The organism is Nitrospirota bacterium (assembly GCA_015233895.1).
Classification (GTDB): Bacteria; Nitrospirota; Thermodesulfovibrionia; order Thermodesulfovibrionales; family Magnetobacteriaceae; genus Magnetomonas.
In genome coordinates this window covers 51,620-78,354 of sequence record JADFXG010000001.1, presented here as the reverse complement: position 1 = coordinate 78,354, position 26,735 = coordinate 51,620, and the positions used below count along the sequence as shown (strand labels likewise).

Below are 26,735 nucleotides of genomic sequence, written 5' to 3'. Positions count from 1 at the left end.
ATCTCATTGATGTAATCAGGCCTTTTCCACCTGATAGAAATTTAACTCAACAGGCGTCTGCCGCCCAAATATGCTGACCATGACTTTAAGCCTGCCGTGGTCCATATCAATCTCATCAACATATCCGTTAAAGTTAGAAAACGGGCCGTCAACGATTCTCACGTTTTCACCCTTTTCGTACTGCATCTTGACCTCTGTGCCGACACCCTTTTCCTGCTGCTGAAGGATAACCTCCACCTCCTCAGGGGGAAGCGACACGGGGTGCTGGCCGCCTACAAAACCTGTCACTCTGGGGATTGTTTTTACCATGTGCCATGTTTCATCATTAAGCTGCATTTCAACAAGGATATAGCCTGGGTAGAACTTCTTATCACTCTCGGTCTTTTTGCCCCTTCTGATTTCTACGACACGTTCGGTGGGAATCAGCACGCGGCTTATCTGTTCTTGCAGCCCTGCACGCTCAACCTTGTCTTCTATAGACAATTTCACCTTTTCCTCGTATCCCGAATACGTGTGCACTACGTACCACTGTTTAGCCATCTGCCTACCTTATCAAATTTTGCATCATTTTTGTCAAGCCTAAATCAACAATGCCTAAGAAAAACGACACTATTATAACAAATATCACCACTACCCATGTAGAGCCTATCAACTCCTCACGGCCTGGAAACACAACCTTCTTTGTTTCTATCTTTACCTCTTTTAAAAATGCTTTAATTCTTTCAACCATTTCCTTATTCCTTACCTTTTATTCACAACAAACACACATACACAGCTTTTTGAAGAGGGTTGTGTACCCCACATGCAATAACACTGGCAGGCCAGGAGGGATTCGAACCCCCAGCCCTCGGTTTTGGAGACCGACGCTCTACCGTTAGAGCTACTGGCCTGTGCAAAGAACCGTTTTTATTCAATTAGGATTTCGTCTCCTTATGGTCTGTGTGGCGACGGTCAAATTTGCAATACTTCTTTAGCACGATCTTATCGGTCGTGTTCTTCTTGTTTTTTCTTGTTGCATAGTTCTTACTCTTACACTCTGTGCATTGAAGCAGTATTATATCTCTCATATCGTAATCACTCCAAAACCTCTGTAACAACACCGGCACCAACTGTTCTGCCACCCTCACGGATTGCAAAACGCAGTTCCTTTTCCATTGCTATCGGCGCTATTAACTCCACTTTTATGCTTATGTTATCACCAGGCATTACCATCTCCACTCCCTCTGGCAGCTCACACACTCCTGTCACATCTGTCGTCCTGAAGTAAAACTGCGGCCTGTATCCCTTAAAAAACGGCGTATGTCTGCCGCCCTCCTCCTTTGTCAACACATATGCCTCTGCCTTAAACTTAGTGTGCGGCGTTATGCTGCCAGGTTTCGCTAACACCTGGCCCCTTTCTACCTCATCTTTGCCCACTCCTCTTAAAAGCGCTCCTATGTTATCTCCGGCTCGCCCCTCATCAAGAAGTTTCCTAAACATCTCCACCCCGGTCACTACCGACTTTCTTGTGGCTGATATCCCCACTATCTCTACATCCTCACCCACTTTGACTATGCCACGCTCCACTCTGCCTGTTACTACCGTCCCTCTGCCGCTTATTGAAAATACATCCTCTATCGGCATCAAAAATGGCTTATCCAACGGCCTCTGTGGCTGTGGTACATACGCATCCACCGCATCCATCAGTTCCGCTATACACTTGTACTCGGGCGCTGACGGCTCTGTTGCCGTGCTCTCTATTGCCTTTAACGCACTGCCCTTTACTATCGGTATCTCATCCCCGGGAAACCCATACTTGCTGAGCAGCTCTCGTATCTCAAGCTCCACCAGCTCAATGAGCTCAGGGTCATCCACCATGTCTGTCTTATTCATAAACACCACTATACAGGGCACTCCCACCTGCCGTGCCAACAAGATGTGCTCCCTCGTCTGCGGCATAGGGCCATCAGCGGCACTCACCACTAGGATTGCTCCATCCATCTGTGCCGCCCCGGTTATCATGTTCTTTACATAGTCAGCATGCCCAGGACAGTCCACATGCGCATAGTGCCTGTTGTCCGTCTCGTACTCAACGTGCGCCGTTGCTATTGTTATACCTCTTGCCTTTTCCTCCGGTGCATTATCTATCTGATCGTAGGCTGTAAACTTCGCCTGCCCCTTCATTGCCAACACCTTGGTTATCGTCGCCGTCAGTGTTGTCTTACCGTGGTCAACGTGCCCTATCGTGCCAACATTGACGTGCGGCTTTGTCCTTTCAAACTTAGCCTTTGCCATCTCTTCTCTACCTCCTTAGTAGTTATCTCTATTAAACCAACCGTCTGTATCGTATAAACTGAAGCCCATGACCGGAATCGAACCGGTGACCTCATCCTTACCAAGGATGTGCTCTGCCGACTGAGCTACATGGGCAAAAAGCCCTGATTCAGAGCGGGAAACGGGATTCGAACCCGCGGCCCTCAGCTTGGAAGGCTGACGCTCTACCACTGAGCTACTCCCGCAAATAAATGGAGAGGGGAGGATTCGGACCTCCGAAGACTGAGTCAACGGGTTTACAGCCCGTCCCCTTTGGCCGCTCGGGAACCTCTCCATAGACGTTATTTACCTGTTCCTGCATACATTTTTAATGTCTGCTTTGCATAGAATTGATAATTATATAGTTTTTTATATTTGTTGTCAACATGATTTTTTCTTTTTTTAGAATTCTTTTTAAGTCACAACGTTAATATTAACATAAACGGCATTATTTTAAAAAGAAAATTTTTTTAGTGTAGTACATAACAAAGATTAATCTTTTTAAAAATTCCTTATTTTAGCTCTTTACTGCTGTCCGGTTTCCATGCGATATTTTTAGAGTCAAGGAAATCCTGAGCGGGTTTAAGGCCAAGTTTTGCGGCCTCGATGTAGTCTGAGACAGCTTCTTTGTGAAACCCAAGCATGCCGAATGCCACACCGCGATTAAAGTATGCCTTAGCATTTTGAGGTTCATACTTCAAAACCTTTGTAAAATCCTCTATAGCTTTGTCGTAGTTTCCGGCTTTAACATACTCCATTGCTCTTTGATAGTATGAGGAGGGATTAACCGGGTCTGCCTCAATAGCCTTTGTGAGTTTTTCCATTTTACCCTTAGCAAAAATTTGTTCTGCGATGGTTAAAACATCATCAAAAGTAATTTTTTTGACAGGCCCTGTTTTTGTGTTATCGTACAGAAACAGGACTAAAGAAAACACCAAAAAATAAAGCGCTATAGTTTTAAATTTTGGGAATTTAAACTGCTTAGCGGGTTGAATGGTTATCAATTGAGGGGGTTTTTCGTTTATCAGCGAATAGCCGCAACTGTTACAGAAAATTCCAATTGCGTTTTGAGCGCTTTTGCAGTTTGGACAAATTGTCATATCGCCTGAAGCTGAGGGAATATGGCTGGTACTTACAGGACTTACGCTTTCCGGTTGTATCTGTATTTCCTCTGGCAGAAGGCCGGTGTTGATTGAGCCGTCAGCATTCAAAAGTGATAAAAAATCCGGTGATTTTTCACAAGGCAGCAGACAGGTTTTAGCAAGCACCGTGACCTGTGTTTTAAGTACATCCGAGGAGAGCAGTTCCCTAAACAGCGGGGATTGGTTAGTGTTAGAAAAATCTTTTTCAGAAAAAATCAGGTTATCGCCATTAAAATACCTCTCCCACAGAGCAGGTTTATAGATTAACGCCGTTAGTGCGGTATGAATAACCATGACGCTGAAGTTATCCATCGTCTCACTGTAGTGGAAGCGGGTCCTTTTAGGGTGCTGGTAGTTAGGGTGCCCTACCTCGTTACTTTGCGTAAGTGTCACAGAGGCCACATACATACCGTCGTAATCTATGAGTTTAAGCCCACCTGGGGTCACTATGATGTTTGCGTGTTGAAGGTCTCCGTGAGCAGTCTTATCCTTTCTCAACTGCCTGCACATGGAAACAAAGGAGTCTCTGAGAGCGGTAATTTTGCCGGTGTCTCCGGTTTTTATACACTCCTCTATATATTTGTCGAACGATGTGCCGGTAATCCAGCCCATAGAAAGCAGCGGATAGTTTTTCCCATTAACCCTGATTCCATCCTCCTGATACTGGAAATCTATAAAATACGGAGAGTTGATCGTATGAAGGTATTCAGAAATGCGTTCGTAACGGTACTTTATATCCGTGTAGTAATTAAAAAAACACTTTACAGCAAGTTCCTTATCCGGCAGTATGATTTTATATACGGAGGAGAAATTACCGCATCTTACAAAGGGAAGCCCTAGTTTGTTTAATTCGATAGCGCCGGCTCTTAGCTCTGGGTCTGTGAAACACAGTTCGGGGTTTTGAACCGCCTTGTTGTATTGGTCAGGGAGAGGGTATTTCTTCATAATTTCAGGGCTTAAAGTTCATCATTATGCAGGATACGTCGTCATTTTTAATTTCTTTGCCGGCTCTCAGTGTATCAACAAAGGAGATAAAGGTCTCCATGCTGTCAATACTCTGGAGCGTATCCCATGGTTTATCGCCGTTTATGGAGGACTTTAAAAACCACAGCGCTATGGCATCTGTCATTAGATACAGTTTGTCGCCTTTTTGAATAATCCCTGAGTCATAAGCAATGTTCTCTTCTGTCAGTGGCTCAATGCTTGAGATAAGCGGAGGCGTGTTATTAAAGTCCTCAACTTTGCCAATAGGAAAGGCTTTAAATAATTCATCATTGCGTACGATAAAAAAACAAGAATCTCCAACCCCAACAGTTTCCCATTTGATTTTGACAACCCTTTTCAGTTTGTCTTTAAGGGATTTGGCAGGGAGTACGGTAAGGCGAAGCCCTGTAAAAGTGGCATGTGAGCCTGTGGATATTTTTTGCTCTGCATACCACGGGAGCTGTTTGTCCTTCAGTATATCGTGCCAGAGGGGTTGAGACTGAATGACAGTATGAAGCAGAGCCTGTTTTAAATTATCATTGGGAATTGGCTGGCGTACAAAGTTGTTAACAAGCAAAGTTGCCAGCTCTTTAGAAAACGGAGATTCCGTAGCGCCATCGGACAGACAAAAACACAGACTCTCTTCACTATAAGCGCAGGCATCCTCGTAATCCTCCATCGAGTTGCCGTTTTTTGGGGTGTAATAGTTGTGGAAATCCATAATGAATTTATTGAAAAAAACAGCATTTCTCTTTTTGACTGAGGACAAAGGTAAAAACTTCATAATAGAGATGTCCTATCGTAACATTCCGACTCTGGTTCCTATATCAATAAAATTAATCAGGGAAATAAGGTCAGCGTTGAACCCAAACCCTCTGCTTTGCTGATTAACGGCATAGCCGTCGTTAAGGGCTGCGGTAATAAAGGTATCAGGCAGGAGACTTGATATTTCAAACAAAAGAGCGGCGTACTGGTCTGAGATAGTGGGGGCTTTATCGGGATATATAATTGGCACTGAGTGTTGATTAGAGATATGAATGTTAAAAAGCAGCACGTTGCCGTCATTTGTATTAAGGCGCATGAGGTCGCGTGCATACGGGATGGGGTTACCATCAGTGGCATCGCCGTCTGTGATATTTATAATAATCGGGGGATAGCTATTAAGGTTCAAGGCTATCCATCTTTCTAAAATAGAGCGAGCCGTGTCAAAAGCCTTGCACATTGGCGTGCCATTACGGGCGAGGGGTTCAATCCAGACGGGGAATTTTACGCTCTTTTGAACTGTCTCGCCATCGGCTGCGGATATTTGCTGGAGGCGCTCTTCTATTCTAAGAGGATTGTTGCCGATTTCCTCTATTTTTACAAGCTCACGCCCGGCAAGCGTCCCCATAAAAGCAGAGGAGACATCCGGATTTCCATAGCCAATGACGCCCACCTCAAAATAGTTTCTGATGCCGTCGTCTTTAGAGCATTTAATGACGAGATTGGAAAGAAGCCTGTTAACAGCATCAGCGACACCGTGGCTTTTTAAGAGCGTTGGGTTTCCGCCAAAGGGGTCACCCATAGAGCCAGACTGATCTATTAAAAACAGAAAACATCCCGGATTACTGCGGCTTATTTCAACACTATACATAATGTTATCTCCCCTCACACTCATCATTCAGGCTGACTGACGCCTCGTTGATAATATCATATTGGGAAATACAAATCAATGTATATTACATAAAAAGTGCTATTCAAAGATGATTTCAACCACCTCGTACTTGAAAGTCTTTGCAGGTGCCTTAATTGTAACCTCATCCCCGACCTCTTTACCAAGAAGCGCTTTTGCAACCGGAGATGTGATGGATATTTTCCCGTCTTTTACATCCGTCTCATCCGGGCCGACAAGAAAGTATTCCTTCTCCTCATCTGTTTCAAGATCAAAGAGCTTAACCTTAGCGCCAAAAGCAACCTTGTCATGTTTGACTTTTGATGGGTCTATTACCTGTGCCATAGCGGTTTTTGACTGAAGCTCCTGAATTCTGCCCTCTAAGAAAGACTGCTTTTCCCGAGCTGCATGGTACTCGGCGTTTTCAGACAGATCACCGTGTGCCCTTGCCGTGGCTATGTCTTTTATGTTTTGCGGCCTGTCCACCTTTAGAAGTCTGTCCAGTTCATCTTTAAGCTTTTTGTAGCCATCGGGTGTCATAGGTATTCTTTCCATCAAAGTTCCTCCAGGTGCTCCTCAGTGCGGGCATTCCCGCTTATTTATTATAAAGAAAAAAGCAATAATATAGTTTATGGCTGTACATTGGGTAGCCGAATTTCATTGACCAGCTTCCTTGTGGTTTTTTATAAGTTGCTCAAGGTTTTTCATTATAGCAGCATCAAGCTGTGTACTTTTCTCAAACTGCTCCTGAAGCTTTTTAACAAGACGCACAATTGCCTCCTCTGTTGGCTGCTCATCATCTGACTGCATCCTTAAGTCCCCCACGTACATAACGTAAGCTCACTCAATTTAAACTGTATTTTACCACTTTTACTGCCGGTAAGAAAACAATCACACTAAAACCAGTATTCCGGGTAGTTTCTTGTTTTTGGAATATTATTTACTATAAGTGCGATAATAAGCATAATAACAGCTCCTGCACCTGCAGGCACCAGAGCATACATAAACCCAAGATCATTTACAGTTTTGCCGCCAATTACTGCTATCAGAGCAGTTGCACCACCCGGAGGATGAAGAGTGCGTGTCATGTGCATGACAGCAATAGCTGTTGCAACAGCTAGCGGAGCTGCTAACCACATGTGGATATGAAACAACTTATAACATGTGACGCCGATTATGGCTGAAATTACATGGCCGCCTATCAGATTTCTGGGTTGAGCAAGAGGGCTCTTTATTGCTCCGTAGATTAATACCGCAGATGCCCCAAATGAGCCTATTATCATCGTAAAACCGGTACCAGCTATAATGTTATAGCTGATATAGGCTACTGCCAAAATACCCAGAAACGCCCCTGTCCATGACCAGACAACCTCTGACATACTCACCCTTGCAGGTGAAACAGCCTTGCCTTTCATCTTACTGAGATAATCCTCTAACATGCTGTCTATTGTAGCTGATTTACTCTTGTTAAGGCAAATAGTGTGTCATCTATAAAAGATAGTACCGTAGCCAAATATACATCATAGATATAAAAACGGTCAGAATCATAATTGGAAATCCATAAGCGAGAAAGCGTATAAAAGAAATCTTTCGTCCTGCCTTTTCAGCCATTCCGACCACGATAACATTGGCTGTGGCGCCGATAGCTGTGCCGTTACCTCCCAGACACGCTCCCAGTGCCAGCGACCACCACACAGGCATCAGGTCTTTGTGTTGAACAAGTGCAACGCCGTCAAGATTTGGCCAAAGTTGATGTGCCATGTCAATTATCAGGGGATTCATTGTGGCAACAAAAGGAATGTTATCAATAATTGCCGATGCTATTGCTGAAAACCATAAAACCACCATACTCGTACCAAAAAGATTTCCGTGAGTAAGCGCAAGCATTTTAAGTGACAGGAAATTAACAAGACCGCCCTTTACCACGCCTCCGACTAATATAAAAAGCCCTATAAAAAAGAAAATCTCAGGCCATTCAACCTCCGCAAGTATGTGGTGCGGCTCACGGACTTTTGACAGTAAGAGCAGAAGTCCGGCGCCAAAAAGCGCTATCGTTGCCGGTTCATAGTGAAGTTTACCGTGAAAAACAAACCCTGTGAGCACAAGTGCTAACACAAACAGAGATTTTTTGAGCATGGCTGGGTCTTTGATGGCATCGTTTTCATTCATTTGAAGTATTCTTTGTCTCTTTTCATCCGTAGTCTTAAGTTTATTGCCAAATACTATTTTTATTACGACAACTAGCACAACCATAATTAAAACAATTATTGGAGTGAGATGTACGATAAAATCCATAAAAACAAATTTTGCTTTTGAGGCAATCATGATGTTTGGCGGATCCCCTATGAGCGTTGCTGTTCCTCCGATATTGGATGCGATAGCCTCCATGATAAGAAATGGCACCGGATCCACATCTAATGCGTCCGCTATAAGAATAGTAACCGGTGTTATTAGTAAAACCGTGGTAACATTGTCTAAAAATGCACTTATCACTGCAGTGACTACTGAAAAAATTATCATTATCCGGATGGGGTTGCCTTTTCCAAGACGGGCGCCTTTAATTGCAATGTATTCAAAAAAACCGGTAGGCCGCATAAGGTTAATTATTATCATCATAGAAATAAGAAGAAAAATCACGTTCCAGTCCACACCGAGCTCCTCGACGTTAAATGCCTCGTGCTGAGTTAATATCCCAAGAATTAGGATAAGTGAGGCACCAACTATGGCTACAACAGTTTTATGGATTTTCTCAGACATTATTACCGCATAAGCCGCAATAAAAATTATCGTAGATGCCCAGAAAACAAAACCCCCGGCAGACGCTGGGGGTGCAGCTGTTTCATGCATCATTTACCTCCCCACTCGTCATCTAACAGAGTCTTTATTACTACATTGTACAAGTCTCGTATATGTATAATACCAATAACCTGATTTTGGCCATTTACTACAGGAAGTCTTCTGACATTGTGTTTTAACAAAATGTCCAGGCATTTCATAAGCGGGGCATTTTCCTCTACATAAAGCGTGGTTTTACTCATTATATTGCTAACTGGCATATCGGCAATTTTTTTCACAAGTGTTTCAAGCATACCATCCCAGGTAAATGCACTTAAATCCTCCCCTAATTCCATATAGTTTGGGTGTACTGCCTTTAAGATATTTATCATACTTAGCATTCCAATGAGTTGTCCATCATCGTCCACAACATGGAGTCCTCTTACTCTGGTTATTCCCTCAGCACCTCTGGAGCACAACATCTTTCTTATCGCTGTCTTTATGGTATCAGAGTGGGTTATAGATTGGCACACCACCTCCATAATATCTTTTGCTTTCATAAAACACCTCCTTTATTAAACATTATCGAATATAACAAAAAAGCAATAGATATAAACTCTTAACACTGATATAATAACACTAATGGCAAAAACATTTAGAACTCAGAAAAGCATTCATTTAAAACTTATTATAAGGCTCACGGCAGGATGGATTATTCTTTCTCTGATATTGGGAGCTATAGTGTTTTTTATTAAACTTGAGAGCATTGACGAATTGGTTACTAACCTCGCCGAAAGAGAGTCAAAACCACTGGTTCATGATAAAACTCAATTGGAATACCTGAATTGTGATAAAGCTGAGTGTAAACAATCTCTGGCCAATTCCATGCACAAGCACATAGAGATGGGGCATTTCATTGTAGTTGAATTGTACGACAGGAACAAAAAGAAAGTTGTAGAGGTAATGTCTCCGGATGCTGTTACCGTAGAGCGATATGAAAAGGCGGCTAATAGGGAACATGCGGCTCATCAATTCAGAGACACAGTCAGTTATAAGCGGCTGTATGTTTCAGGTACGATTTTTTTGCAGGTATTTGTACCTCTAAAAGGACCTGACGGTTCGATTGCAGGTTACTTTGAAGGCATTTATAAAGTTGGCGAAAACACAATGAAAGCAATTGTGGATTTAATAGTAGGTTCTCTTTTGCTTGTGGTTATATGTGTGTTTGCAACCACTGCCATACTCTATCCAATAATAATTGTAATGAATAAGGATTTGATTAAACTTTCAACTGATCTGTCTGAGGCAAACATTGGAATGCTTGTTGCTCTTGGCAGTGCTATTGCAAAACGGGACAGTGATACCAATATTCATAATTACCGGGTAACCATATACTCTGTTAAACTTGGAGAAATTGCCGGGCTTAGTAAGGATAATTTAAGGAGCTTAATCAAGGGCTCATTTCTTCACGATATTGGAAAGATTGCAATATCTGACAATATTTTATTAAAGCCCGGGAAACTCACCGACGATGAGTTTGAAATTATGAAAACGCATGTGCATCACGGCGTGGATATTGTTGGTAAATATACCTGGCTTAGGGACTCTGTTGATGTGGTTCAATACCACCACGAAAAACTTGATGGTTCTGGTTATTTATCCGGTTTAAGTGGCGACAGCATACCGTTCAATGCCAGGATATTTGCTATTGCAGATGTCTTTGATGCGCTTACTTCAAAAAGGCCATACAAAGAACCGTTCACTTACGAACACACTGTCAGCATTTTAGAGTCTGAGAGATTAACACACTTTGATCCAATCCTGCTTGATCTGTTTCTTAAGATATCTAAAAATCTATATGATTCTTTCTGTAAAGCGGAGGATTCTTTTTTAGAGGACTACCTTAATGGTATTATTAAGAAATATTTTTAAAGTTGTATATTGCCATTAGCGCATTGAGATTTAGCACTTGCTTTGATGCGGCTTGTTAGATTATCATAGTGGGAGAGAGATGATAGCTATATTGGATTACGGCATGGGAAATCTCAGAAGTGTGCAGAAGGGGTTTCTGAAAGTTGGTATTGAAGCGATTGTCACCAGCAAATCAAGTGATATTGACAATGCTGCGGGGGTGGTAATTCCAGGAGTTGGCGCTTTCAGGGATTGTATGGTAAATCTGCAAAATCTCGATCTTATTGAAACTATAAAACGATCAATTGAAAAAGGAAAACCGTTTCTCGGTATATGTCTGGGGCTTCAGTTGCTTTTTACAGAGTCCGAGGAGTTTGGTAACTCAACAGGACTGGGAGTTTTTAAGGGTAAAGTTGTCAGATTTAAAGATAAAGACCTTAAAATTCCTCACATGGGCTGGAATGTTGTATCGTTTAAGAAAAAGCCGCCGCTTTTTGAAGGCATAGAAGATGGCAGCTATTTTTATTTTGTCCACTCATATTATGTCTCCCCGGAGGACCAATCTATAATTTCCGGAGTAACTCCATATGGCGTGGAGTTTACTTCAATGGTGTGGAAAGACAATGTGTTTGCTATGCAGTTTCATCCAGAAAAGAGCCAGGCACACGGTCTTAAAATTCTTGAAAACTTCGGTAAATTTGTTAAAGCTGCCTGAGTAATTCCTCCACTGTCTTATTTAATACCGGGTGCAGCATACGTGGTGCAAGCTCAGAAAGCGGTATTAGTACGAAATCCCTTTCGTGCATGTGAGGATGTGGGATTTGCAGGTTTTGGGTGTTTATTATCTCCTGCCCATAAAACACGATGTCAAGGTCTATAACACGAGGCCCCCATCTGGCAGACTCCTTGCGCCCCATGATTTTTTCTATCTCTTTAAGAACAGCCAGAAGTTCAGTCGGCTGAAGGGTGGTTTCAATCTCGACACACATATTTATAAAATCCGGCTGCGATGTTACTCCCCACGGTTTGGTTTCATACATGCCTGACACTGCTTTAACCACTATATCGTTTGAGTTTAACAATTGCACAGCCCTTGTGCAATTAGCCTTCCTGTCACCTATGTTTGAACCTATGCTTATGAAAGATTGCATTTGAAGGAATAATCTTAAAAAGTTGAACAGAGGATTTATTCTTTTTTGTCTTTGTATGCTTTGAATCCGTAGCCGCTTCCAAAACCGCCAACAAAAATAAGCAATATTTTCAAAATATCACTCAAAAGCTCTTTATTGGTATTTGCAAGGAAGGTTATTAAAAATACCAGAAAGATTAATATAAGGAAAGCATATGCCAGATGGAACCATCTGTTGGAACTCTGTAATTTGTAAATCTCTTTATCGCTTTCACGGCTATAGTCAAGAAATTTATCAACATGGTTTGTAGTAAATTTTTCAATTATAGGGTGTATTGGGTTAAAGCCACTTAAGCCTTGAATTAACATCGAGCTTCGCGAAGAGAGCTCCTGTACTACATTTTTAGCACTACTTTCAGGTTTGGATTGATCAAGTTTATCAACATCATCGTTCTTTTTAATTTCATCTGTCAAAAATGTTTCACCAGATACCGTGTTAAATTTTTATCTAAATGTGTCATCCATTTTTTTAGCCTTGGTTCATAGTTAGCATAGACTCTTTTAGATATGTCTGCTTGAATAAGCATAATAATAAGTTCTTCACAAGACCGGTCCTCCGGCTTTTTTTGACAGTAACTGCTTTCGCGCTTCAACAGCTCCTCTACCATCGGAATTGCTCTGTCCTTAGCACTATTATCTGAATCCACAGTTCACCACTCCCTTCTTTTTGCTATTCTAATTCACTCCGTACATTTATACTGATTTTCACTACTAATTAAATGCTAACACTTCTTTTTAATACATGTCAATGACAATATGTTATAATTGTTGCGGCTTTATTGATGCACTACAATGAACACTCATATTTACCGGCTTAACGATGAAAATAGCCTTCATAAGAAAACGCTTTGATCCATTTGGCGGTGCTGAAAACTACCTGCAAACCCTCTGCAGCCGCCTAATATCAGAGGGATATGAAATATCCGTGCTCACCAGAGACTGGAGGCAAACAGAGGGTGTGTCTTTTTACAAAGTTCCAGTTAACCCGCTCTGTTCAGCATTGTCGTTTAACCGGAGTGTGAAAAAACTAATTGCAAATCTGAAGTTTGATTGTACAGTTAGCTTTGAGCGCACAACCACTCAGGACATATACAGGGCAGGGGATGGCTGTCACAGCACGTGGCTTAAACGCAGAGCGGTTATAGAAAATCCACTCAGGAGGTTTTCTTTTAAGATAAATCCAAATCACAGAGCTATTTTGAACATTGAAAAAGAGTGCTTAAAAAAAACTCCGGTTATTGTTGCAAATTCCAATATGGTAAAACAGGATATTATTGCTGACTACGGTATCAGTGCTGAAAAAATCAGGGTTTTATATAATGGCGTTGACCTTAAGAGATTTAATAAAGACAACAGAGACATCTATAGAGCCGCATTAAGACAGGAGCTGGGAATTTCTGACAGTGTGCCTGTTGTGGTGTTTGTTGGCTCTGGGTATGAGCGAAAAGGGCTTCCGACACTGCTTCATGCGGTTTCTTTAATTAACGATGACATCAGGGTTTTAGTGGCAGGGAAGGGTGACATTGCAAAGTATAAACGGCTTTCCAAAAAGCTTGGCATTATGGAGCGGTGTATTTTTTCAGGTCCTGTAAAAGCGATAGAAAGGGTTTATGCCGCAGGGGATATTTTTGTCCTTCCAACCCTGTATGATCCCTTTAGTAACGCCTCCCTTGAAGCAATGGCATCGGGTCTACCTGTCATTACAACTAAGACAAACGGGGTATCTGAACTCATTGAAAATGGGATAAACGGCGCAGTCTTAGATGATCCGCTAAACACTGAAGCTTTAGCAGATTTAATTAAAGCAGCCATACCAAAGGCTGCAGAGATGGGTAATAGCGCATCCATTACTGCCGCAGGATTTAGCATAGAGCGTGCCTCATTTGAGTTTACATCATTAATTGAGGAGTTTATTAAAGGAAAAAACAATGGATAGAGACATAAAATCAATTCTGGTAATTAAGCTAAGACACATTGGTGATGTGCTTCTGACCTCCCCTGTATTTAGCACGCTTAGGCGAGCATTTCCCAACGCCCGCATTACGGCACTAATAAACTCAGGCACAGAGGATGTATTGTCCGGGCATCCATCCATAGATGATATTATCGTATTTAACAGAAAAATCAAAGGGCTGTCGTTTCTTAAAAAATACTCACGGGAGTTTTCCTTTCTAAAGAGCATTCGCAGTGCTATTTCCCCTGATGTTGCCATAGATTTAACGGGAGGGGACAGGGCAGCCATAATATCACTGATGAGCGGAGCTAAAGTAAGGGCAGGAAAGCACACAAACAAGCTAAGCCTGTGGGGGAAAAACCTCATCTACACTGACCGGTTTGTTCTTGACGGCTCTAAGCATGTGGTTATGCAAAATCTGGACCTTATTCAGAGATTGTTTTCTCTGCCTGATGAAGCCATGGATTACTCCGTGCGGATTCAAATTCCTGACAAAGAACTGGATGACATCAGAAAGTTGTTTAAAATTAACGGCGTTAGTGATGCTGACAGAGTGGTTCATGTACATCCGACATCGAGATGGTTTTTTAAGTGCTGGCCTGATGAGTGCATGGCTGAGATAATAGAAAATTTGCTCGGCTATGGTGTCAGAGTTGTGGTTACATCATCGCCGGACACTAAAGAGACAGAGAGGGCAAACAGTATATTGTCGTTGGTTAAACAAAAGGCCGGTGTAATTTCTTTGGTTGGAAAAACGACACTCAAAAGTCTTGCAGCTATATCACAGAGGTGCGCCTTGTTTTTTGGTGTTGACTCGGCCCCTATGCACATAGCTGCGGCAGTTAATACGCCGGTTGTCGCCTTGTTTGGTCCCTCCGGAGTCTTCAACTGGGGCCCGTGGGACAATAACAGCTCAGCAGATACTCCCTACACCAAAAGAAACTCTGTTCAGCACTCCGGCATTCACACCGCTATTCAACGAGACTGGGACTGTATCCCCTGCGGACAGGATGGCTGTGACGGTTCAAAAAAGAGTAAATGCCTCGATGATATTACCACAGATGAGGTCTGGTCTGTGATAAAGGGGAAACTATAAGTTGCACGTGCTACGACATAGTATGGCAAGCTGGCTTCTGAAAAATAAATAACCTTAACATAGGCATAATGGTTGATCTTTACGAGAATTTTGACAGGCAGACTTTGAGGACAATTGCAGTAACAGGAAGAAAGTGATATAGGGGTGTTGGATTTTTTTTAACGAAGTGATATAACAGTACACAAAAGCTATATCTATAAAGCAGTAGTTGGGAATGAATTGGGTAGCAGACAGTACATATACAAAGCGTAGTTCCTTGGGCATTGAGGAAAATGTGGATTTACACGTATAATCTTGCTATAATATAATTACAAGAATAAATGCAACAGAACCTTGAAATACTCTTTAGAAAAACTAAGATAAAATTTAGTTAGATATAGAATAAGACAAGTGGAGACAGAATTATGATAACTAACACGATACCAGACTGGAATCATCAAGGTGTTTTGCCGCCAATTAATGTAAATAATCCTACTTCTGTAGATCGCTCACCATATCTTGTTTCAATTACTGATATTGTGTTACGTTTCGGTACAACCACTCAACGCAAGGGTATTTTGTCAGGCTTACTTACATTCCGTGCCAATTTATATAGTGCCGGGCTTATTGAAGGATTTCAGTGGATTGATGGAAGTTTTCTTGAGAATATTGAAATTATTGAAGGTCGTTCTCCTATTGATATAGATGTAGTAACATTCTTCCATTTGCCTTCAGGAAAAACACAACAAGATATTTTGTCAGCTCATCCTCGTCTTTTCAATCCTGTTCATACAAAAGCCGATCATCATGTTGACGCTTATTTCGTACATTTGGATAGCAATAAACTTGAATTGCTTGTCCAACATTTCACTTATTGGTACAGCATGTGGTCTCACAGGCGAAACAACCAGTGGAAAGGATATCTGCAGGTTGATCTTTCACAGATAGATGATTCAACTGCAAAGGCTAACCTTGATGAAATGAAAGACCAAGGAGGCCAACAATGAATATAAATGAATACTATCATTTGCAGGCTGAAAAAACTACTTTGGAAAGCTTGCTCAAGCAGATTCCCGAGGTTAACGTCATTGATCGTATAGGCTTAGAGACGCGCAAGAAGGAAGTTGAGGATTTGATTGCTTCAGTGTCAGCTCCTACGCGGGAGCCCATCCGTGCTAGTTTAACATTTCGTGGAAAGCCTACAGTCGGAAGTCATGGTATATTTGCGGAATTTGGTGCAAAGGCCATTAATGCTTTTGCTGATGCAGTTGCTGCTATCGGCGCAAGTCAGGCTAGTTCGCTTGGCACACGCGGTGCAATTCCAAATCGGGAAGAGTTTCAATTGTTAATAACTGGTACAGCTTTGGGTTCTTTTGGTTTTGAGCTTGAAGAAGCTCCAAAAGATGCCATGCTTTTCCCTAAAGAGTCTTTGATAGAATCTGCTATAGAGCAGACCAAGAGGATTATGAAAGCATCATTAGGGACTGATGACGATCTGACAGAAGCCATTTCTGAAGCAGACCCACGTGCTGTGGAAACTCTGAGATCATTCTTTAAAACAATAGCAGACCATGAGGCAGTATGTGCGCTTGACTTCAAAGGCGATGTGTTTAGATTTGCCGATGTTGGCCAGGTACGTCGTAGTGAAGGCCGCCTCAGTAAAGATAATATTCATGAAGATGATAAAATTTTTAATGGTTACTTTCTCGGTGTTTTGCCAAACCATCGTAACTTCGAATTCAAGGTTATAGGAACTGAGGAAGTGATTTTGGGAAAGGTTGGTGCTGATATTGAGGATGCAAATCAAATAAACCAAATTGTTGGTAAACAAGCGCAGATAAAGGTTCATACTAAACAAGTAGGTACGGGCCGGGTTCGGTATGAACTCTCACACTATAGTGAAAATAGCGACTGAGGGTAACAAAAAGTATTTACAAATGTAAACTTCGCTTTTTCAGGAGATGATGTCGTAACACTTTAAAGAAGGGAGTTAAGCCAGTCTATCACGAAAAATCATAAAGGTTAGAACCTGCAAGTAGTTTCCTATACATTGTGGTTACAATCATACATCGTTACTACCCCTCTACTCATCCGTTGACTCCTCTTTAAGCAGTCTCCACAGGCTGGTACGGGAAATGCCAAGGGCGTCTGCTGCAAGGGATTTGTTGCCGTCAAACATTTCAATCACTCTTTGTGTGTAGTCTTTAGTAAGCTGCTCAATAGTGAGGATTTTGCCAGGAGTTAGAGTTTCAATCTGAAAAAAGGAAAGGCCCTGTGGGAGGCTTCCCTGCGTTATGGCATTTGTGGCCTCTATGATTACACCCCGTTCGATTATGTTTTCAAGCTCACGCACATTTCCAGGGAAATCATATCCCATCAGGGTGTTTGTCGCCTCAGCCGTTATTGAGGTTATGTGTTTTTTGTACTTTGCGGCATATTTTTTAAGAAAGAACGTTGCAAGCGGTTTAATGTCATCTTTTCGTTCCTTAAGAGGAGGAATATTGACCTCCATGACGTTAAGCCGGTAGTAGAGGTCCTCCCGAAACTTACCCAGTGTTATCAGGGTTTTGATGTTATGGTTTGTTGCGGCAATAAAGCGCACATCCACCTTGATTAACTTTGTTCCCCCTACGCGGTAAAACTCCCCGTCCTCGATGGCTTTTAAAAGCCGGGCTTGCAGATTTGTCGGCATCTCTGCAATCTCATCAAGAAACAAGGTGCCAGCATGGCTTAGCTCTATCAGTCCCTTTTTTGTAGCAACCGCCCCTGTAAATGCTCCCTTTTCGTGGCCAAACAGTTCGCTTGCCAAAAGTTCCTCAGTCAGTACGGCACAGTTGATTCCTATAAACGGTTTTTCAGCCCTTACGCTTAAGTGGTGTATGAGTTTTGCCGCCTGTCCTTTTCCTGAACCGGTTGGTCCTGTAATTGTCACATTGCAGTCGGAATCCTTAAGTTTATCAATCATATCCATGACAAGACGCATCCCGGCACTTTTATAAATGAAGGGGATTTTGCCGCTTACTCCGGCTGATGCCTTTAGCGCTTCTATCTCACTTTTGAGGGAGTGTCTTTCTTTGATTTTTGACAGCTTTACAAGAAGATCATCTATGTCAAAAGGTTTTGTAATATAGTCCTCAGCACCTCCCTTTATAGCCTCAACCGCTGCCTGTACGTTTCCATAGCCGGTTATAATGATTACACTGATTTCAGGGTACTTTTCCCGTATGATTGCAAATAGCTCAAGGCCATCCATTCCCGGCATTTTTATATCTGTTATGAGCACATGGTACTGCCGTTTCTCTATCTCCTCTAAAGCCAAAAGACCATTAGTAACGCCGCGTGTGCTGTATCCCTCATCCTCTAAAGCATAGATAAGGTGCTTTCTTGATACGTCCTCGTCCTCTGCTATCAGTATGTTCACGACTCCTCCGATGTGTCCCTTACCGGCAAGGTTATAGTAAAAGTGGTTCCAGTGCCGGGTGTGCTCTCTACAGTGAGGTCACCTTTGTAGTTTTTTATTATGTTGTATGTTATAAAAAGCCCAAGACCGGTGCCTTTGCCCTTTTTTGTGTAAAACGGTTCAAATATCCGTTCTATGTCCTCCTCAGCTATTCCTGCCCCCGTGTCTGATATTTTTACGCTAACCTCTTTATCGGTAGCGTCAATATATACTTTCAGAGTGCCGTGCCCGCCCATTGCATCAATTGCGTTTATAAACAAATTGATAAACACCTGCTCCAATTGCTGATGCCCTGCGCATATAAATCCCTCTCCTTCTACGGAAAACGTTATGCCGCTTAAATCTGCCGAGGCATTAAGTCTTCTATAGGTGTCTGAGATGAGACTATAGAGCTCAAACTGTTCATACTGCGGTTTTTTACTTCTGACAAACTCCAAAAGATCACTTACAATTTTTTTCATACGCATGGTTTGAGAGTGGATGTCGTTTACAGAATCTGAAATTATCTCCGGATACGTACCCTTAGAGAGCGCCCTTGTCAGAGTTTGGGCAGCAAGGTGAATATTATTTAACGGGTTATTTAACTCATGAGCCACTCCTGAGGCAAGAGTGCCAAGGGCGGCAAGCTGTTTACTTTGATGTAACTGCTCATCCTTGCTGTTAATTTGCTCCTGACGATGCCTTAAATCATCAGACATTTTATTAAATGTGGTTTTAAGCCGTTCAACTTCATCTCCGCTCCCTGCTATATGGACTGATGGAAAATAGCCGTGCGCAGCTTTTTCCATTGTTATCTCAAGTTCCTTAAGCCGGTTTACTACTTTCTGGGTAATTTTTAGAAGCAGTGCCAACCCAAGGGCAAAAGATATAGGTAAAAATATAAGGCCACTTACCTGTGTGAGTTTAATAAGGCGCTCCATCCTGTCCCTTGCCGTTCTGTCGAGGTCCTTAGAGGCTGAGATTAGCTCCTCTCCGAGTCTTCTTAACACTCCTATGTCATGAGATATATCCCCGAGGAGTGCTATCATCTCGCCGGAGGTTTTATTGGGAAATGTTTGCTTAAGCACCTCTATGTTTTCAAGGGGATGCTCACGGAATGTGGCGTTAATTAGTGGCATTAAGAAAAAATGCGGGGAGTCCTTGCGGATTATCTTAGCGTTTTTCATTTGAAATTCTATTGATTTACTAAGTATAGTACTAAATGTGACTGAGTATTTATCTAAATTTCCGCTAAGGTCATTTATATTTGACTCAGTCCTTGTGTTAAAATTTCCGGTTTGGATGATGGTTGTAATTTCCTCAGCAAAGGCTTGAAGCTTTTTAGCGGCATCATCATCGCCATTTAAGAAGTTCTTTTCATATCTTCGCATTTCAAGTGTTCTGCTGCGTATTCTGTCTGTTGTCTCAAGTGATCGGATGTCCTCCATAATCTTAAAGAAAGCTACGTAGGATAATATGACAAGTATAATCATGAAAGAAAAACTTACCGTAAAACTAAGAATAATCTTTTTCTTTATGGACATACGTAATTTTGTTTTTAAATTATTCATCCTGTGCCATCTCTTTAGTTAGCATGACGCCTTAGTATTTCTCTGTTATAGGCTGATATTACAATACTTCTCTTCAGTATTCCAATAATCTCGTTTCTATTTAGCGGATTTACCACAGGGAGTTCCTCAAAGTCTGCACTGGAAAAACACTCAAACGCTTTCCGTAAATTATCGTACCCTGTTACAATCGGGATGTCCTCCGTGGCAAGCTCTCCAACCGTTACCACTTTTTGAATATAACTTTCCGAAAACACTACTCTTATATCGTCAACCGATATGATTCCCTTAAGATTCCCTTCCTTACTAACCACAGGATAGCAAAGTCCCTTGCCCGCAACGATAAGATCAAGTACTATCTTTAAAGGCTCGCTTTCCTTTATCGTAACAAACTCCTTTAGCATTATATCTTTAACTTTAAGTGATTCAAGAACACTTACCTCTTTGCCTGAAGCAAGGTCAATGCCTTGCCGGGAAAGCGAGAAGGTATCAATGGAACTTTTCAGAAGAGTCTTTGCAACAAATACACCGGTAATGCTGGTTAGCATAACTAGGATTATTACTTTATAGTCGCCTGTCATCTCAAGCATAAGAAACATGCCGGTAAGGGGAGCGTGTGTTACGGCTGCCAAAAATGCCCCCACACCAAGTGTTGCATACGCCTCAGGCAACGATGTAAAGTTAGGCAAAAAACGATGTGCCACGGCTCCAAATGTTCTGCCGGCCATAGCACCTATAAAAAGTGAAGGGGCAAAGATACCACCGGCAGAGCCTGAGCCAAGAGTCACACTTGTTGCAAACATCTTTAAGAACACAAGAGCCAGGCAAAGCAAAACAGTATATCGTCCGCTTAATACGTTTGTAATGTGTTCATAGCCATCACTCATTATCTGAGGAAAGAAGATCCCAATCGCTCCAACAAGTATCCCTCCAAGTACCGGCTTTAAATATGGGTTTACAGGGATGTCTTTGAAATAATCCTGGATGCTATAAAACACTTTTATAAAAAACACGGCAAGCACTCCGATAAAGATACCAAAGACAAGAAAGACCGGAGTTTCTGAAATGCCTATAAATACGTGCTGTGGAACTATAAAGATGTTAGACTCGCCAAAATGAGACTGAGAAACAGCAGTTGCCATTCCGGCAGATATTACTATTGCTCCAAAGGAAATCATTTCATAGTTACCGAGCAGGATTATTTCTATGGCAAACATAACGCCTGCTATGGGAGCATTAAATATGGCTGCTATTGCGCCTGCCGCCCCTGAGGCGATAAAAAGAGTCACCCTTTTTTCCGAAACTCCCAGCCATCTGCCAACTATTGAACCAATGCCGCCGCCTATTACCGCCGCAGGTCCCTCCACTCCGGCAGAACCTCCGGAACCAATCGTTATAGAGGGAGCCACTATGCGTAGTAATATGGTTTTTATACCGATTATGCCGCCTTTGACATTCACCTGCGCAAGAAAGTTCGGGAATGTATAGCCTCCGACCCTCCCGGGGAACTTTTTTTCCAGAGGAATCAACAACGCCCCGCCTATGGCTGGAATCAGTGGAAGCAGAAGTCTGCTGCTTAAGTTCTCTCCCACCCCAAGAAGCTGTCCTCCATCCATCAGCAAATACTCTTTCATTGTATCTAATATACTGCGAAATAAGATTACGGCTGTGGCACTTAATATCCCTATAAACATGGATATTAAAATTGTTGAGGTATGCTTATCCATTAAAAACCTTAAAACTCCTCTGCTCAGAAACCTTCTTACCTTATGGTTTATGTACCAAAAATTCCTTAAAAGAGTGAATGTGGTTTTTTTCATCTAAAGTAAAGCAACACTTTTTTTGTTATAAAGCGACACACTTAACCCTGCAATTGTAAAGGGTTCGTCACAGATTAAAATCTCAGATGATTCTGACCCTGCTCCTGCCCATTCAGCAGCAGCCGAACAGAAAAACCTCTCCCACGCCTCAAGTCCGTTTAAAGACATTTGTACGTTATCCTTATTAAAATTAAAAATGCACAACACACTGTTTGCGTCATCATTACTAAGATGTCTTCTTATAATCACTACTTTTTGTTTTTCACGGCCATCCACATATACATTTACTGAGTTAATACAAGAAAAAACAGGGATTTCTTTTCTTATCTTTATGAGCGCCTTATAAAATTCAAGCAGGATTTTGTGATTCCCCTCCTGCCGTTTTTCCCAGATGAGTTTAGAGCGTAAAAAGGTGCCAAGGTCCTGAGGGTCAGGCGGAGTGCCTTTTTTATGAAACTCTCTGTACTCTCTTTTTCTCCCCTTTCTGATATTTTCTATCAGAGCATTGCCGGAGAAATTTACAAAAAACTGAAATGGCGCATCCTCACCATACTCCTCTCCCATAAAGAGCATAGGGACGTAAGGAGAGAGAATCACCGTTGCCGCCGCTAATTTCAGAGCCTCAAAAGAGACAAGAGCGCTAAGTCTTTCACCCATCAGCCGGTTTCCAACCTGATCGTGGTTTTGAGAAAACACAACAAACTGCTCTCTGTGACAACCCCTTGCGCTGTTACCGTGGCTTCTTTTTCTGTAATTAGAGTATTCACCCGTGTAAGCATAACCCTCTCTCAGGGTCCTGGCAAGGTGGCCAACTGTTCCAAAATCAAGATAGTACCCTGATGTTTCTGCCGTTAGAAGGGTGTGAAGGCAGTGGTGGTAATCATCAGACCATTGAGCGTCTATCCCAAAGCCGCCAAGTGCGGCAGGTTTTATAATGTTTGAATCATTAAGGTCACTTTCGGCTATAAGGTAGTGTTTTTTTCTGTGCTGCCGTGAGTATGCATCAACTGCTTCTGCAAGCTGCTCTAAAAACGTTTTTGCCCCATAATCAAAAATTGCATGAACTGCATCAAGCCTCAGTGCATCAATATGGTAGCGGTCAAACCAGTAAATCGCGTTTTCAATAAAAAAAAGCTTAACGTTATCGCTCATGGGGCCGTCAAAGTTAATGGCGTTTCCCCATGGAGTACGGTATGTGTTGGTGAAATAAGACCCAAGTCCCCACAGATAATTTCCCTCCGGGCCAAGGTGATTGTACACAACATCAAGTATTACGGCGATGCCTTTTTTATGGCATTCATTAACCAGTTTTTTTAAGCCAGCGGGGCCGCCATAGGAGTTTTGTACCCCGTAGGGATAAACTCCGTCGTAACCCCAGTTGCGGCTGCCGGGAAATTGGGCAACAGGCATAAGCTCAATAGCGTTAATGCCGAGACTCAATAAGTCGTCAAGCTGTTCTGTGACAGCCTCAAATGTTCCGGCAGTGGTGAAAGTCCCGACGTGGAGTTCGTACATTATCATTTCTGATAAATCAATACCAGAAAAGGAGCTGTCCTCCCATATAAAATCCTCATGGCACACCACCTGAGACGGCTCGTGTACGCCACGAGGTTGATAATGTGAGGCAGGGTCGGGAATTTCACGGTCACTGTTTAGACGAAACTTATAGGTGGTGTCAGGTGAAATGTCATCAAGCGTTACACTCCAAAACCCACTGTTGTCTTTTTTCATAAGAAAATAACTTTCCAGCGGCATGCAAATTTTTAGTTCCACAGATTGGAAATCCGGCGCCCATAGAGAAAAATGACAGTTGCTGTCTTTGGAGTAATGAGCTCCGTTATTAAAAATAGGTTCTTTCATATTTCTACATAATCTACACAGGCCTTAGGCTTAGACATTGGCATTCCATTATCCTTGCAGTCACATTATAACGCCTGAATGGAGAGGAAAGTCAAGGTTGTTTCAAAGTGGCATTAAAGCAAAGGACTAAAAATTTGACAGATAAGTTTGTCATGGATTATAGTTTTTCTATGAATGGAGATGGGAATTATAAATTATCTTTATGATAAAGAGAACAGCTTGAATAATCGACTGATACTTTTGTGTTTCTTAGTTTTGTACTTTGTGGTGTTTCGTTATGTATTCATTCAGTTAAATGATTATTCAATAACCTGCAAGGTTTTCGGAGTTTACTCGTCAATACCGGCTAATGATTTACACGTTATAGCCTGTAGCATGGAATGTCTTAGAAAAGGCATGGATATCCAGAGTAAAGAGGTAAATGACCTCTGCGGCGGGTACTTTAACTACACGAGGTTTGCGCGTCTTTTAGTTTATACCGGTATAATGGACAGCCACACTAAAATAATAGCCATAGTTCTTATCATTTTGTATTTTTTCGTACTTTTCAGGTTTATCGGTGAAATTGACGTATTCGGGCTCATTGTTTACATCATATTGCTTTACTCACCAGCTCTGATGTTGCTGATTGAACGAGTGAATATTGATATGCCGATATTTATTGCATTATATATATCACTCTATTTTCTAAGAAGGAACAAGTCGGCAATATCAGCTTTAATAATATTATTTGTTTCTTTTATAAAATTATATCCTATATGCGCACTTTCTATGTATTTAAATAAAAACTTTAAAAATAACATTAAAATACTTATATTCACATTATTAGCCTATCTGCTTTATATTTTTCTAATTAGAGGCGAGTTTACTGCTATCTACAATCTTACCGGACGCGGACTTGAATATTCGTATGGTGCACAGATTTTTATTGATAGTATGTATCCTTTTCTAAAAGGCTGGGGAGTTACAAGATATGTCCCGTTTAGTTTAGAGCAGTTCCATGTTTTGTTTTTTCTGATGGCGTTGCTCATGGTATCATTAGGAGTATCAATGGGTCTAAGGCAACAGATCAATGATGAGGATACTGTACATATTGATGGACTGCGGGTTGGGGCAGGGATTTATATAGGGACTTTTCTCATAGGCAATAACTGGGTTTACAGATTATGTTTTCTATTATTCACAGTGCCTCAAATTCTTAAGTGGTGTAAAAAGCAAAAAGCCATGAGGAGCCTTTCAATTATAGCATTAATGTGTATTACTGTTTATATATACAATGACTATTGGGCTATTAGAATGCTTGTTAATTTCACATTGTTATTTTATGCCAAGGAGTTAGCAGCATGGTTTTTGCTTTTTTATTACAGTTATGCCTTTTCATTAACAATTCCCTTTTCAACAAGAAGTTTATTTAGCCCTGGGACTACCTTTAAAGCCACAGTATATGAGCCACCCCCTTAAGCGGTATAATCAGCCATTCGGGACGATTATTGAGTTCATAGCCCAATTCATAAACTGCCTTTTCAAGCATCAATACTCTGAGGAGATTTTCAAATTCCACTCGCCCTGAGGGTATAAACTCCATGGTTTTTACCCTGTTTAAGTATGAGCTAAGAAATATCCCGCTCATATAAAAGTACCACAGGTCTGCCCACGGGGTTAATTCCAGTATGTCTTTCTGCGTAAAAATTGCGGTTTTTAACAAAGTGCTGTAGGTGGCATAGTGTAGGGAGCGGATCATGCCTGCCAGGTCTCTTAAAGGAGATCTTTTTAATCTTCTGTCAGAAAGAGAGCGCAGAGGTTCACCCTCAAAGTCTATGATTACAAGTTCATTCCCCCTCCACAGCACCTGCCCCAGGTGGTAGTCGCCATGTATCCGTATTTTTGATGCTGTGATTTTCATCTCTACCATTAATTTAAAAAGCTGAAGCACTTCCTTTTCATGATTCAAAATATTTTCGGATTCTTCTTTAACAGGGTCAGGCAGGGTTTTTAAGTTTTTTCTGAGAAGTTCTAAATTCCTCTTAGCCATGCTGTGCATGGATTGATACAGTGAGCGCTGATAGAGGGTGCTGAAAGGCTCAGGTGTAAAGTCCGGGTTATCGTTGTGTAAGGCTAAGGTAAGGTGTAAATCTCCCGTGGTTTTGCCAAGCTTTGAAACCATCGCTAAAAACCTGATACCTATAAGGTCAACTAAAATTTTAGGAATGTTTTCATAGTTGCCATCGAGCAAACTTTTGTGCAGCACCTTGATTTCACCAGCATTGGGTTTTGAAGACAGAATGTCTTCATAAAACCTTGTTATATTGCCAACAGTATAGTTCCAGGCGTCTCCCTCGTTTTGGACATAACTCTGGAGATTTGCAATAAAAATCGGCTCTGACGACTGATTATGTTTATACTCCAGCGAGCCCATAAAAATGGGTATATTTTCAGCTATAGGGCTTTTATCGTTCTTTTCCGCTATAAAGCGTAACAGTTCGATATCTGGGTTTATACCCTCCTCAAGTTTTCTGAAAAGTTTCATGATAAGCTTCTTTTCATACAACAGTGAACTGTTGCTCTGGTCTGCTTTAAGCACCTGTGAGGACTCAATGTCGTAGTAACTGTCGCCATGATGTTTCATCCTTCTTTCATAAAAAGCGCTCAAGTGTCCGTTTAAGCCCTTGGCTGATTTCCTTTTTATGATAAATGACAGAATGGCACGCCTGAAGGCATCATCATAGGTGGCATCGTAAAGTATACCCTCACTGTGCTCAGTTGTAACATTTGCAATCACTGCAAATGGGTAATCATCCAACAGAGCTTTGGACGCAGGGGCGGTAGCATAAGAAACCGGCAGAAGGTAAATTTCCGGCAGTCCGTCTGTGTAGGTTACCCTAATTAATAAGATATGGGCAGGGGGTCCATCAAGAAAAACATCTTCTATAATTTCCACATCCTGAACCTTTTTTGCTTTACCGGCAAACCATCTGCAAGACATCAGGTATGAGGGCAGCACCTCTTTTTCAAGTAACTTTTTAGTTTTACAGGAAAAAACCTCTTCAAATTCAATGGTCATTTCCAATTACATGA

At 41.7% G+C, this 26,735-nt stretch carries 27 protein-coding genes and 4 tRNA genes; 7 read left to right on the top strand and 24 right to left on the bottom strand.

Features of this window, described 5'->3' with window-relative positions; all coding sequences use genetic code 11:
• Positions 1-15: 15 nt before the first annotated feature.
• From nusG to HQK88_00305, 16 genes are all read right to left on the bottom strand, one after another.
• Positions 16-540, bottom strand: a complete 525-nt coding sequence (gene nusG, locus HQK88_00380; protein ID MBF0615250.1) for a transcription termination/antitermination factor NusG — start codon at positions 538-540, stop codon at positions 16-18.
• Between the two features lie 4 nt (positions 541-544).
• Positions 545-730, bottom strand: coding sequence for a preprotein translocase subunit SecE (gene secE / locus HQK88_00375; protein ID MBF0615249.1), 186 nt, complete (start codon positions 728-730; stop codon positions 545-547).
• Positions 731-814: 84 nt separating this feature from the next.
• Positions 815-890: transfer RNA gene (locus tag HQK88_00370), tRNA-Trp, on the bottom strand.
• A 24-nt stretch (positions 891-914) separates the two neighbouring features.
• Positions 915-1,067, bottom strand: a complete 153-nt coding sequence (gene rpmG, locus HQK88_00365; protein ID MBF0615248.1) for a 50S ribosomal protein L33 — start codon at positions 1,065-1,067, stop codon at positions 915-917.
• Positions 1,068-1,074: 7 nt separating this feature from the next.
• A complete protein-coding gene (gene tuf, locus HQK88_00360) occupies positions 1,075-2,274 on the bottom strand; it encodes an elongation factor Tu (GenBank protein ID MBF0615247.1) in 1,200 nt (399 codons plus the stop codon).
• A 62-nt stretch (positions 2,275-2,336) separates the two neighbouring features.
• Positions 2,337-2,409 (bottom strand) — tRNA-Thr (locus HQK88_00355).
• 17 nt (positions 2,410-2,426) lie between these two features.
• A tRNA-Gly gene (locus HQK88_00350) sits at positions 2,427-2,498 on the bottom strand.
• Positions 2,499-2,505: 7 nt separating this feature from the next.
• Positions 2,506-2,587, bottom strand: a tRNA-Tyr gene (locus HQK88_00345).
• A 217-nt stretch (positions 2,588-2,804) separates the two neighbouring features.
• A complete protein-coding gene (locus tag HQK88_00340; GenBank protein MBF0615246.1) occupies positions 2,805-4,379 on the bottom strand; it encodes a tetratricopeptide repeat protein in 1,575 nt (524 codons plus the stop codon).
• Positions 4,380-4,383: 4 nt separating this feature from the next.
• Positions 4,384-5,202 carry a hypothetical protein gene (locus HQK88_00335; protein ID MBF0615245.1) on the bottom strand — a complete coding sequence of 273 codons (819 nt, stop codon included), beginning with the start codon at positions 5,200-5,202 and terminating at the stop codon, positions 4,384-4,386.
• Between the two features lie 12 nt (positions 5,203-5,214).
• Positions 5,215-6,054, bottom strand: a complete 840-nt coding sequence (locus HQK88_00330) for a VWA domain-containing protein (GenBank protein ID MBF0615244.1) — start codon at positions 6,052-6,054, stop codon at positions 5,215-5,217.
• Positions 6,055-6,150: 96 nt separating this feature from the next.
• Positions 6,151-6,624 (bottom strand): transcription elongation factor GreA, encoded by a 474-nt coding sequence (greA, locus tag HQK88_00325; GenBank protein MBF0615243.1) that lies wholly within the window; start codon positions 6,622-6,624, stop codon positions 6,151-6,153.
• A gap of 102 nt (positions 6,625-6,726) precedes the next feature.
• Positions 6,727-6,879 carry a hypothetical protein gene (locus tag HQK88_00320; GenBank protein ID MBF0615242.1) on the bottom strand — a complete coding sequence of 51 codons (153 nt, stop codon included), beginning with the start codon at positions 6,877-6,879 and terminating at the stop codon, positions 6,727-6,729.
• Positions 6,880-6,965: 86 nt separating this feature from the next.
• Positions 6,966-7,508, bottom strand: coding sequence for an HPP family protein (locus HQK88_00315; GenBank protein ID MBF0615241.1), 543 nt, complete (start codon positions 7,506-7,508; stop codon positions 6,966-6,968).
• A gap of 49 nt (positions 7,509-7,557) precedes the next feature.
• Complete coding sequence (locus HQK88_00310) at positions 7,558-8,916, bottom strand: ArsB/NhaD family transporter (protein ID MBF0615240.1); 1,359 nt, start codon at positions 8,914-8,916, stop codon at positions 7,558-7,560.
• Positions 8,916-9,404: a CBS domain-containing protein gene (locus tag HQK88_00305; GenBank protein ID MBF0615239.1), complete on the bottom strand. Its 489-nt coding sequence runs from the start codon at positions 9,402-9,404 to the stop codon at positions 8,916-8,918. The genes HQK88_00310 and HQK88_00305 overlap by 1 nt, the downstream gene beginning before the upstream one ends.
• 82 nt (positions 9,405-9,486) lie before the next feature.
• Between HQK88_00305 and HQK88_00300 the strand changes: the two genes are divergently transcribed.
• Both HQK88_00300 and hisH read left to right on the top strand, forming a co-directional pair.
• Positions 9,487-10,776, top strand: a complete 1,290-nt coding sequence (locus HQK88_00300; GenBank protein MBF0615238.1) for an HD-GYP domain-containing protein — start codon at positions 9,487-9,489, stop codon at positions 10,774-10,776.
• A gap of 79 nt (positions 10,777-10,855) precedes the next feature.
• A complete protein-coding gene (gene hisH, locus HQK88_00295) occupies positions 10,856-11,470 on the top strand; it encodes an imidazole glycerol phosphate synthase subunit HisH (protein MBF0615237.1) in 615 nt (204 codons plus the stop codon).
• Here hisH and folK read toward each other — a convergent pair.
• Genes folK through HQK88_00280 form a run of 3 tightly spaced genes read right to left on the bottom strand, consistent with a single transcriptional unit; the run spans position 11,457 to position 12,591 of the window.
• Positions 11,457-11,906 (bottom strand): 2-amino-4-hydroxy-6-hydroxymethyldihydropteridine diphosphokinase, encoded by a 450-nt coding sequence (gene folK, locus HQK88_00290; GenBank protein MBF0615236.1) that lies wholly within the window; start codon positions 11,904-11,906, stop codon positions 11,457-11,459. The two genes, hisH and folK, sit on opposite strands and share 14 nt — an antisense overlap.
• 35 nt (positions 11,907-11,941) lie before the next feature.
• Complete coding sequence (locus HQK88_00285) at positions 11,942-12,358, bottom strand: hypothetical protein (protein ID MBF0615235.1); 417 nt, start codon at positions 12,356-12,358, stop codon at positions 11,942-11,944.
• Positions 12,355-12,591 (bottom strand): hypothetical protein, encoded by a 237-nt coding sequence (locus HQK88_00280; protein MBF0615234.1) that lies wholly within the window; start codon positions 12,589-12,591, stop codon positions 12,355-12,357. Before HQK88_00280 ends, HQK88_00285 begins: the two co-directional genes overlap by 4 nt.
• 173 nt (positions 12,592-12,764) lie before the next feature.
• Here HQK88_00280 and HQK88_00275 point away from each other — a divergent pair, with 173 nt between their 5' ends.
• The 4 genes from HQK88_00275 (at position 12,765) to HQK88_00260 (ending at position 16,888) form a co-directional block, all read left to right on the top strand.
• Entirely contained in the window at positions 12,765-13,880 is a 1,116-nt protein-coding gene (locus HQK88_00275) for a glycosyltransferase family 4 protein (protein MBF0615233.1), read from the top strand.
• A complete protein-coding gene (gene rfaQ / locus HQK88_00270; GenBank protein MBF0615232.1) occupies positions 13,873-14,994 on the top strand; it encodes a putative lipopolysaccharide heptosyltransferase III in 1,122 nt (373 codons plus the stop codon). The genes HQK88_00275 and rfaQ overlap by 8 nt, the downstream gene beginning before the upstream one ends.
• 404 nt (positions 14,995-15,398) lie before the next feature.
• Entirely contained in the window at positions 15,399-15,980 is a 582-nt protein-coding gene (locus tag HQK88_00265) for a hypothetical protein (protein ID MBF0615231.1), read from the top strand.
• Positions 15,977-16,888, top strand: a complete 912-nt coding sequence (locus HQK88_00260; GenBank protein ID MBF0615230.1) for a hypothetical protein — start codon at positions 15,977-15,979, stop codon at positions 16,886-16,888. The genes HQK88_00265 and HQK88_00260 overlap by 4 nt, the downstream gene beginning before the upstream one ends.
• 168 nt (positions 16,889-17,056) lie before the next feature.
• Here HQK88_00260 and HQK88_00255 read toward each other — a convergent pair whose 3' ends face one another.
• From HQK88_00255 to treZ, 4 genes are all read right to left on the bottom strand, one after another.
• Positions 17,057-18,394 (bottom strand): sigma-54-dependent Fis family transcriptional regulator, encoded by a 1,338-nt coding sequence (locus tag HQK88_00255; protein MBF0615229.1) that lies wholly within the window; start codon positions 18,392-18,394, stop codon positions 17,057-17,059.
• Positions 18,391-19,983, bottom strand: coding sequence for a HAMP domain-containing protein (locus tag HQK88_00250; protein ID MBF0615228.1), 1,593 nt, complete (start codon positions 19,981-19,983; stop codon positions 18,391-18,393). Before HQK88_00250 ends, HQK88_00255 begins: the two co-directional genes overlap by 4 nt.
• A gap of 14 nt (positions 19,984-19,997) precedes the next feature.
• On the bottom strand, positions 19,998-21,707 hold the full coding sequence (locus HQK88_00245; GenBank protein ID MBF0615227.1) for a chloride channel protein: 1,710 nt from the start codon (positions 21,705-21,707) through the stop codon (positions 19,998-20,000).
• Positions 21,708-21,800: 93 nt separating this feature from the next.
• Positions 21,801-23,660 (bottom strand): malto-oligosyltrehalose trehalohydrolase, encoded by a 1,860-nt coding sequence (gene treZ, locus HQK88_00240; GenBank protein MBF0615226.1) that lies wholly within the window; start codon positions 23,658-23,660, stop codon positions 21,801-21,803.
• A 219-nt stretch (positions 23,661-23,879) separates the two neighbouring features.
• On the opposite strand from treZ, the gene HQK88_00235 reads away from it, so the two are divergent.
• On the top strand, positions 23,880-25,121 hold the full coding sequence (locus HQK88_00235) for a hypothetical protein (GenBank protein MBF0615225.1): 1,242 nt from the start codon (positions 23,880-23,882) through the stop codon (positions 25,119-25,121).
• On the opposite strand, the gene HQK88_00230 is transcribed toward HQK88_00235, so the two are convergent.
• Positions 25,090-26,727, bottom strand: a complete 1,638-nt coding sequence (locus tag HQK88_00230) for a putative maltokinase (GenBank protein ID MBF0615224.1) — start codon at positions 26,725-26,727, stop codon at positions 25,090-25,092. The two genes, HQK88_00235 and HQK88_00230, sit on opposite strands and share 32 nt — an antisense overlap.
• Positions 26,728-26,735: the final 8 nt, after the last annotated feature.

What these genes read in the sequence shown, in the direction of transcription:
- nusG (MBF0615250.1), bottom strand. Translation starts at nt 540, where the DNA reads ATGGCTAAACAGTGGTACGTAGTGCACACGTATTCGGGATACGAGGAA.
- secE (MBF0615249.1), bottom strand. Translation starts at nt 730, where the DNA reads ATGGTTGAAAGAATTAAAGCATTTTTAAAAGAGGTAAAGATAGAAACA.
- rpmG (MBF0615248.1), bottom strand. Translation starts at nt 1,067, where the DNA reads ATGAGAGATATAATACTGCTTCAATGCACAGAGTGTAAGAGTAAGAAC.
- tuf (MBF0615247.1), bottom strand. Translation starts at nt 2,274, where the DNA reads ATGGCAAAGGCTAAGTTTGAAAGGACAAAGCCGCACGTCAATGTTGGC.
- HQK88_00340 (MBF0615246.1), bottom strand. Translation starts at nt 4,379, where the DNA reads ATGAAGAAATACCCTCTCCCTGACCAATACAACAAGGCGGTTCAAAAC.
- HQK88_00335 (MBF0615245.1), bottom strand. Translation starts at nt 5,202, where the DNA reads ATGAAGTTTTTACCTTTGTCCTCAGTCAAAAAGAGAAATGCTGTTTTT.
- greA (MBF0615243.1), bottom strand. Translation starts at nt 6,624, where the DNA reads ATGGAAAGAATACCTATGACACCCGATGGCTACAAAAAGCTTAAAGAT.
- HQK88_00320 (MBF0615242.1), bottom strand. Translation starts at nt 6,879, where the DNA reads ATGCAGTCAGATGATGAGCAGCCAACAGAGGAGGCAATTGTGCGTCTT.
- HQK88_00315 (MBF0615241.1), bottom strand. Translation starts at nt 7,508, where the DNA reads ATGTTAGAGGATTATCTCAGTAAGATGAAAGGCAAGGCTGTTTCACCT.
- HQK88_00310 (MBF0615240.1), bottom strand. Translation starts at nt 8,916, where the DNA reads ATGCATGAAACAGCTGCACCCCCAGCGTCTGCCGGGGGTTTTGTTTTC.
- HQK88_00305 (MBF0615239.1), bottom strand. Translation starts at nt 9,404, where the DNA reads ATGAAAGCAAAAGATATTATGGAGGTGGTGTGCCAATCTATAACCCAC.
- HQK88_00300 (MBF0615238.1), top strand. Translation starts at nt 9,487, where the DNA reads ATGGCAAAAACATTTAGAACTCAGAAAAGCATTCATTTAAAACTTATT.
- hisH (MBF0615237.1), top strand. Translation starts at nt 10,856, where the DNA reads ATGATAGCTATATTGGATTACGGCATGGGAAATCTCAGAAGTGTGCAG.
- folK (MBF0615236.1), bottom strand. Translation starts at nt 11,906, where the DNA reads ATGCAATCTTTCATAAGCATAGGTTCAAACATAGGTGACAGGAAGGCT.
- HQK88_00275 (MBF0615233.1), top strand. Translation starts at nt 12,765, where the DNA reads ATGAAAATAGCCTTCATAAGAAAACGCTTTGATCCATTTGGCGGTGCT.
- rfaQ (MBF0615232.1), top strand. Translation starts at nt 13,873, where the DNA reads ATGGATAGAGACATAAAATCAATTCTGGTAATTAAGCTAAGACACATT.
- HQK88_00265 (MBF0615231.1), top strand. Translation starts at nt 15,399, where the DNA reads ATGATAACTAACACGATACCAGACTGGAATCATCAAGGTGTTTTGCCG.
- HQK88_00260 (MBF0615230.1), top strand. Translation starts at nt 15,977, where the DNA reads ATGAATATAAATGAATACTATCATTTGCAGGCTGAAAAAACTACTTTG.
- HQK88_00250 (MBF0615228.1), bottom strand. Translation starts at nt 19,983, where the DNA reads ATGAATAATTTAAAAACAAAATTACGTATGTCCATAAAGAAAAAGATT.
- HQK88_00245 (MBF0615227.1), bottom strand. Translation starts at nt 21,707, where the DNA reads ATGGATAAGCATACCTCAACAATTTTAATATCCATGTTTATAGGGATA.
- treZ (MBF0615226.1), bottom strand. Translation starts at nt 23,660, where the DNA reads ATGAAAGAACCTATTTTTAATAACGGAGCTCATTACTCCAAAGACAGC.